The following is a 1364-nucleotide window of genomic DNA, read 5'->3' as shown; positions in this document are numbered from 1 at the left end:
CATCTTTAATAGGATGTTACGATTGTGTGAATACATAGCACATTCGAGGTAGACGCAGAGAACTGAAACATCTAAGTACCTGCAGGAAGAGAAAGAAAATTCGATTCCCTGAGTAGCGGCGAGCGAAACGGGAAAAGCCCAAACCAACAAGCTTGCTTGTTGGGGTTGTAGGACTCCAATATGGTCGTTCTTTCAGATAGTCGAATGACTTGGAAAAGTCAGTCAAAGAGGGTAAAAACCCCGTAGACGAAATGTGGAAGACACCTAGGAGGATCCTGAGTACGGCGGAACACGAGAAATTCCGTCGGAATCCGGGAGGACCATCTCCCAAGGCTAAATACTCCCTAGTGACCGATAGTGAACCAGTACCGTGAGGGAAAGGTGAAAAGCACCCCGGAAGGGGAGTGAAATAGAACCTGAAACCGTGTGCCTACAACAAGTCAAAGCCCGTTAATGGGTGATGGCGTGCCTTTTGTAGAATGAACCGGCGAGTTACGATTGCATGCGAGGTTAAGTTGAAGAGACGGAGCCGCAGCGAAAGCGAGTCTGAATAGGGCGTTTGAGTATGTAGTCGTAGACCCGAAACCATGTGATCTACCCATGTCCAGGTTGAAGGTGCGGTAAAACGCACTGGAGGACCGAACCCACGTACGTTGAAAAGTGCGGGGATGAGGTGTGGGTAGCGGAGAAATTCCAAACGAACTTGGAGATAGCTGGTTCTCTCCGAAATAGCTTTAGGGCTAGCCTCGGAATTGAGAATGATGGAGGTAGAGCACTGTTTGGACTAGGGGCCCATCTCGGGTTACCGAATTCAGATAAACTCCGAATGCCATTCATTCATATCCGGGAGTCAGACTGTGAGTGATAAGATCCATAGTCGAAAGGGAAACAGCCCAGACCACCAGCTAAGGTCCCAAAATATATGTTAAGTGGAAAAGGATGTGGGGTTGCACAGACAACTAGGATGTTGGCTTAGAAGCAGCCACCATTTAAAGAGTGCGTAATAGCTCACTAGTCGAGTGACCCTGCGCCGAAAATGTACCGGGGCTAAACATATTACCGAAGCTGTGGAGTACACCTTTAGGTGTATTGGTAGGAGAGCGTTCTAAGGGCGTCGAAGGCAGATCGTGAGGACTGCTGGAGCGCTTAGAAGTGAGAATGCCGGTATGAGTAGCGAAAGACAGGTGAGAATCCTGTCCACCGAATGACTAAGGTTTCCTGGGGAAGGCTCGTCCGCCCAGGGTTAGTCGGGACCTAAGCCGAGGCCGATAGGCGTAGGCGATGGATAACAGGTTGATATTCCTGTACCCGTTGTTTTTGTTTGAGCAATGGAGGGACGCAGGAGGCTAAGGAATGCAGACGAT

1 rRNA gene is annotated in these 1364 nt (G+C 49.5%); it reads left to right on the top strand.

Annotated features, from left to right (window positions below):
* A 23S ribosomal RNA gene (locus OZZ83_RS14610) occupies positions 1-1364 on the top strand; the annotation flags it as partial.

The sequence above is a fragment of the Enterococcus sp. E5-162 genome, assembly GCF_035725965.1.
GTDB lineage: Bacteria > Bacillota > Bacilli > Lactobacillales > Enterococcaceae > Enterococcus_B > Enterococcus_B lactis.
Note: the sequence above shows the minus strand (reverse complement) of the source record. Positions and strands in the feature narration are given on the sequence as shown.